Below are 4,875 nucleotides of genomic sequence, written 5' to 3' on the forward strand. Positions count from 1 at the left end.
TCGCCTTACGGTGGAGCTGTGCGTAGATGTGATCAAGAGACAGGGCCGATGCCGCGCTGGTGGACCGTTCCGTGGCCGAGCTGCCCAAGGCGCTGCGGGCGGCCTGAAAAGCCGGATCCCCACGGGAATATGGAAAGGGCCCGCCGGAGCGATCCGGCGGGCCCTTTCCGTTCGGGAGTGGGTCAGAACAGGCTGAGCTGCTGCGGTGCGGCCTCCGAGGGCGGCACGGTGAAGCGCGAGCAGTCCAGGGGATCGTCGCCGCACCCCCCGGCGCCGCGAAAGGTCTGGCCGTAGCCGAAGCGCTTCAGGGCCAGGTGGAAGCGCTGGCGCAGCGTGTCGGCATAGGGCCCGGTGCCGACCTGCCGGATGCCGAAGCGGGAATCGTAGCTCTGCCCGCCGCGCGTCTCGCGGATCAGCGCCAGGATGCGGGCGGCACGATCCGGATAGTGATTCCGCAGCCAGGTCTCGAACATTTCCGCGACTTCCAGCGGCAGGCGGAGCAGCACGTAGCCCGCCCGGCTCGCCCCGGCCTCGCGGCAGGCGCCCAGGATGCGCTCCAGTTCGGCATCGTTCAGCCCGGGGATCATCGGCGCTGCCAGGACGGCGGTGGGGATGCCGGCCTCGGTCAGCGCACGCAGCGCGGCGAGGCGGCGTATGGGGGCCGCGGCGCGGGGCTCCATCAGCCGGGCCAGCCTGTGGTCCAGCGTGGTGACGGACAGGCAGACATGGACGAGGTTGCGGGACGCCATCCGTTGCAGGATGTCGATATCCCGCAGCACGCCGGCGGATTTCGTGACGATGGAGACCGGGTGGTTGAAGCGGTCCAGCACCTCCAGCACCGCCCGGGTCAGCTGCAGCCGCCGCTCCACGGGCTGGTAGGGATCGGTGTTGGAGCCGAGCGCGATGGGCTTCGGCACATAGCCGGGCCGGCGCATCTCCTTCTCCAGCAGCGTGGCGATCTCGGGCTTGAAGACCAGCCGCGTCTCGAAATCCAGGCCCGGCGAGAGGCCCAGCCAGGCATGGGTCGGGCGGGCATAGCAGTAGATGCAGCCATGCTCGCAGCCTCGGTAGGGATTGATGCTGCGGTCGAAGCCGAGATCCGGGCTGTCGTTCCAGGCCAGGGCCTTGCGCGTGACATCCCGCGTCAGGGTGGTCGCGAGGGGCGGCAGTTCCGCCAGTGCCTCGGGCAGCGTGTTCCAGCCGTCGTCGAAGGGGTCCCGGACGGAGCTTTCGTAGCGGATGGCAGGGTTCGCGGAGGCACCACGGCCTCTGCGGACACCGGGAAGGGGGGACCCGGTCAGGGCGAGGGGGCGGCCCAGGCTGCCATCGGGCATGACACGAAGCTCCGTCCGGGGCGGCCACGGTGGGGTCCCCGTGGGGGATCACGGGGGAAACGTGGCCGCGTTCTTTCTTCGTTCCTGCCGAATATGGGGTTCAGGGCACCGTCAGGTCAAGAACAATATGGGAACATCGAATCGCCCACCACTCACTTTGGACATTGACTCAGGGTTGATTGTTTTGGAACTGATACACTCTATGGATGTATTTTCCTTTCATGCCTTTGCCCTGCCCGGAGCCGATCCGAGTCGATCATGACCCCTATGCCCCCGTCTTCACTCGTCCCCTCCCTATCTCCCCTTGGGGACCGGGAACCGGCGACATGATCGTGGTCCCTGCTGTCGGCCGTCCGGGTCGCAACGACGAGATCCCGCCCGAATGGCTGCGCGGCGCGGAGGGCGGCCCGTCCCTGCTGGACCGCTTCCTCGCGGGCCTGCCGGACAGTGGCCCCGCTTCCAGCCTGCTGATCATCCATCTCGACCGGCCGGGCGTGGCGGAGTTCCTGCACGGCCGGCTGGCGGCCTATGGCACCGCCGCGGAACTCGTCGCCCTGTCCCGGCCGACACGCGGGGAGGCGGAAACGGTGCGCCTCGGCCTCGGCGCCATCGGCGCCCCTGTCGAGGCGCCGCTGATGGTCCTGGGCGCGGAGGCGCTGGCGGACCTGTCCCATCTGCCGCCGGTCCCCGGGGCGGATGGCTGGCTGGAATGCGGCGAGAACGGCCGCCCCTTTCGCGGCTTCGTCCAGGGGGATGCGGTGGGGCGGCTGGAAGAGCTGTCCGAGCAGCGCGGGCTGTCCCGGCTCTGCGGCACTGGCCTGTACCGCCTCCGTTCCGTGGCGCTGTTCCGGCAGGTGCTGAACCGCCTGGAGCGGCGCGGCGGTCAGGATCTCTCGATGGCGGCTCTGTTCCGGCAGATGCTCGCCGAGGGTCACGACCTTCGCTACGCCACCGCGCCCGCCGGACTGGCTGGCGTGAGGCCCGTGCCGTCCGTCATGCCGCCACCGGCGGTGCCGCGCAGGCTCGGCCTGATGGCAGGGCTGGCCGGGTAGAAGGAACTGCCGGCGGGGCCTCCGTGGCCAGCCCCGGGGGAGAGGCGCCGCCTCTCGCCCCGGAATCCCCTTTCCGCTAGGAGGTTGCACGCCCTGGGCTCCCTGTGCTGGCAGCCGTGGCGGGCGTTGGCCTATGCCCCGATCCCCGGGGGCTGAACGGACAGGTGGGGCTCGGGAAACGAGTGGAACACCCTGTCCGCACCGATATCGCTGGAGGGCTAGGCTCTCCGGCGCGATCCGGCGTCAGAGAGCGTCAACGAGTGGGAGGTCCAGGGTCCAACGTATGCGTTTGACCGGGTTCCTGGCGGATAGGGGGTATCGGGGGTCGAGGCACTGCCTCGACGTCGAAGGCCAGGTAGGACCTCGCCCTCCGGGCGGAAGTGCGACGGCTCAGCGCCTTGCCTTCAGCGCACCGCTCAGCACGGGCCTCAGCCGCAGGTAGCTCAGCCAGAGCAGCAGGGCGCCGCCGGCCGTGGCGGCCAGGAGGAGCGGATCGGGCTCCTGCCCGAGTTCCCGCGCCAGCCAGCCACCGATGGAGCCGGGCATCAGCACCAGCGGCGCCCAGAGGAGGGCGGACAGGATATTGGCGCTCTGGAAGGCGCGGTTGCGCATGCCGGTCACGCCGGCCGCCAGCGGCGTCACCGCCCGCATGGGGCCGAGGAAGCGCCCGGCGAAGACCGCCCACCAGCCCCAGCGCCGGAACACCGTGACCGACCAGGCATAGACCCGCCGGCAGGAAGCCGGCAGGCGCCGCCGCACCGCATAGGGGCCCACCGCCCGCGCCAGCCAGTACCCGGCGGCATCGCCCAGCATGCCGCCCAGGGCGCAGGCGGCCAGCACCGGCCAGGGGTCCGCCAGTCCGCCGCCGATCAGTGCGCCGATGGCGAGAAGCAGCGCCGTGGAGGGCACCACGATGCTGACCACGGGAAAGGATTCCAGAAAGGCGACGAGAAAGGTGGCGGGGCCGACCCAGGCGGCATTGGCGCGCATCCAGCCCTCGAAGGCGGCGGTCCATTCATCCATCATGAACGATTGTTAACATCCTCGGCGGCCCCTGGCCAGCGATCATGCAGGGGCAGGGATCCTCACGAGGCCGCGGCCTGCCCCTGATTCCTGGCCGGGTCCCGGCGTGGGGACCAGGCGACCTCCCAACTGTTCTGCGGCGGCGGCAGGCGGCCGAGGCGCGCGCCCAGCGCCCGGGCGAGGCCCTCGGCGATGGTCATGCCCAGCCCCTTGGGACCCTCCGGCTGCCCCTGTCCCTCGTCGCTGACCAGGAGCACGAGGCCATCCCCCTCGGCCCGCAGGACGATTCGCACCCGGCCCCCAGGCGGGCCATGGCGCAGGGCGTGTGTAGCCAGCTCGTTCACCACCAGGCCGAGCTTGACCGCCACGTCGGCCGGCACGGAGACCGGCGCCAGCTCGGTATCCATGGGAACCGCCGAGCCCTCGCGCTCCGGCAACGCCCGGGCAAGGCGTTCCAGCATGCCGTCGAGCGAGACCTCCGCCGCCCCGGCCTCGTGCATCAGGTCATAGGTGGCGGCGATGGCCATCATCCGTCCCTGTGCAGCGCGCAGCGCCGCCAGGGCGGCCGGGTCGTCGATCTGCCGCTCCTGCATCCGAAGGAAGGAGCCCAGCAGGGTCAGGTGGTTCTTCAGCCTGTGGTGCGATTCCCGCAGCAGCAGGTCGCGCAGGCGCACCGCTTCCTCCTGGGTCGCGCGGGCAGCGCCCAGGCGCTGCACCAGCTCGGCGATCTCCGCCGGGGCCTGGTGCTCGTCGTAGTCGTCGCCGGCGAGGCCGGAGGCGACCGGGAGGGGGCCGCCTTCCTCCAGCCGGCGCGCCGCGGCGGCCACCGGCTGGACGACCAGCGTGCGGGAGGCCCAGGCCACTCCGCCCAGGCCCAGCAGCAGCAGCAGGCCCGACAGCAGCACCGGCCCCGTGCTCTCGCCGTCCGTCCAGCGAAGCTGCGCCAGCACGACCAGCAGGACCAGCAGCGCATAGCCGCCATAGAGCGCGGCGAGACGCTGCCCGCTGGTCCAGCCATGGCCGAGGCGCTGCGATCTCGCCTGCCCGTCCAACCTCAGCTCTCCGTGCTCATGCGGGACCCATGCGGGCATGGGATGACAGCGACGCCGCAGGACGTCGAGGGCTTCGCGATCGTGCCCACCGCAAACCCTCGCGAGCATCGGGCTGGAGGGCATGGAGCGGGCATCGGCCCCGGCCTCAGGCGCCGCCCGGCGTCCAGCCGCAGGCGGCGAAGCCCGCGCCCATGGCCCCAGGCAGCGGCGCTTCGGCCGCGCGCGGCGGCTCCAGCGGCAGGCGCAGGGCGCGGGCAAGCAGGTGCAGACCCCCCGGGGCCGGCTGGCCGTAGAGCGGGTCCCCCAGGATGGGGCCGCAGATCATCCCGCAATGCAGGCGGAGCTGGTGCGTGCGGCCGGTGGCGGGGCGGAGCTCCAGCCAGGTCAGGCCAGGGCCGCGCCCCAGCACACGCC

The 4,875-nt window shown here is 71.6% G+C and carries 4 protein-coding genes and 1 pseudogene; 1 reads left to right on the forward strand and 4 read right to left on the reverse strand.

The annotated features are described in order from the left end of the window. Window positions 1-182 precede the first annotated feature (182 nt). Window positions 183-1,334 carry a PA0069 family radical SAM protein gene (locus tag ROTAS13_RS19205; protein WP_019459609.1) on the reverse strand — a complete coding sequence of 384 codons (1,152 nt, stop codon included), beginning with the start codon at window positions 1,332-1,334 and terminating at the stop codon, window positions 183-185. A gap of 326 nt (window positions 1,335-1,660) precedes the next feature. On the opposite strand from ROTAS13_RS19205, the gene ROTAS13_RS19210 reads away from it, so the two are divergent. Continuing rightward, window positions 1,661-2,386 carry a hypothetical protein gene (locus ROTAS13_RS19210; protein WP_075823129.1) on the forward strand — a complete coding sequence of 242 codons (726 nt, stop codon included), beginning with the start codon at window positions 1,661-1,663 and terminating at the stop codon, window positions 2,384-2,386. A gap of 390 nt (window positions 2,387-2,776) precedes the next feature. On the opposite strand, the gene ROTAS13_RS19215 is transcribed toward ROTAS13_RS19210, so the two are convergent. The 3 genes and pseudogenes from ROTAS13_RS19215 to ROTAS13_RS19225 all read right to left on the reverse strand — a co-directional run. Then, the gene (locus ROTAS13_RS19215; protein ID WP_019459611.1) at window positions 2,777-3,412 is read right to left on the reverse strand and encodes a DedA family protein; all 636 of its coding nucleotides are present in this window, start codon (window positions 3,410-3,412) and stop codon (window positions 2,777-2,779) included. A gap of 59 nt (window positions 3,413-3,471) precedes the next feature. Then, window positions 3,472-4,500 (reverse strand): sensor histidine kinase, encoded by a 1,029-nt coding sequence (locus tag ROTAS13_RS19220; RefSeq protein ID WP_171979159.1) that lies wholly within the window; start codon window positions 4,498-4,500, stop codon window positions 3,472-3,474. A gap of 106 nt (window positions 4,501-4,606) precedes the next feature. After that, a pseudogene (locus ROTAS13_RS19225) lies at window positions 4,607-4,875 on the reverse strand (RNA pseudouridine synthase); the annotation flags it as partial.

This window comes from Roseomonas sp. TAS13 (genome assembly GCF_001950415.1).
GTDB classification, from domain to species: domain Bacteria; phylum Pseudomonadota; class Alphaproteobacteria; order Acetobacterales; family Acetobacteraceae; genus Roseomonas; species Roseomonas mucosa.

Bases quoted from the DNA above. Each gene is read 5' to 3' on its own strand.
- ROTAS13_RS19205 (WP_019459609.1), bottom strand. From the start codon at position 1,334: ATGCCCGATGGCAGCCTGGGCCGCCCCCTCGCCCTGACCGGGTCCCCC.
- ROTAS13_RS19210 (WP_075823129.1), top strand. From the start codon at position 1,661: ATGATCGTGGTCCCTGCTGTCGGCCGTCCGGGTCGCAACGACGAGATC.
- ROTAS13_RS19215 (WP_019459611.1), bottom strand. From the start codon at position 3,412: ATGATGGATGAATGGACCGCCGCCTTCGAGGGCTGGATGCGCGCCAAT.
- ROTAS13_RS19220 (WP_171979159.1), bottom strand. From the start codon at position 4,500: ATGCCCGCATGGGTCCCGCATGAGCACGGAGAGCTGAGGTTGGACGGG.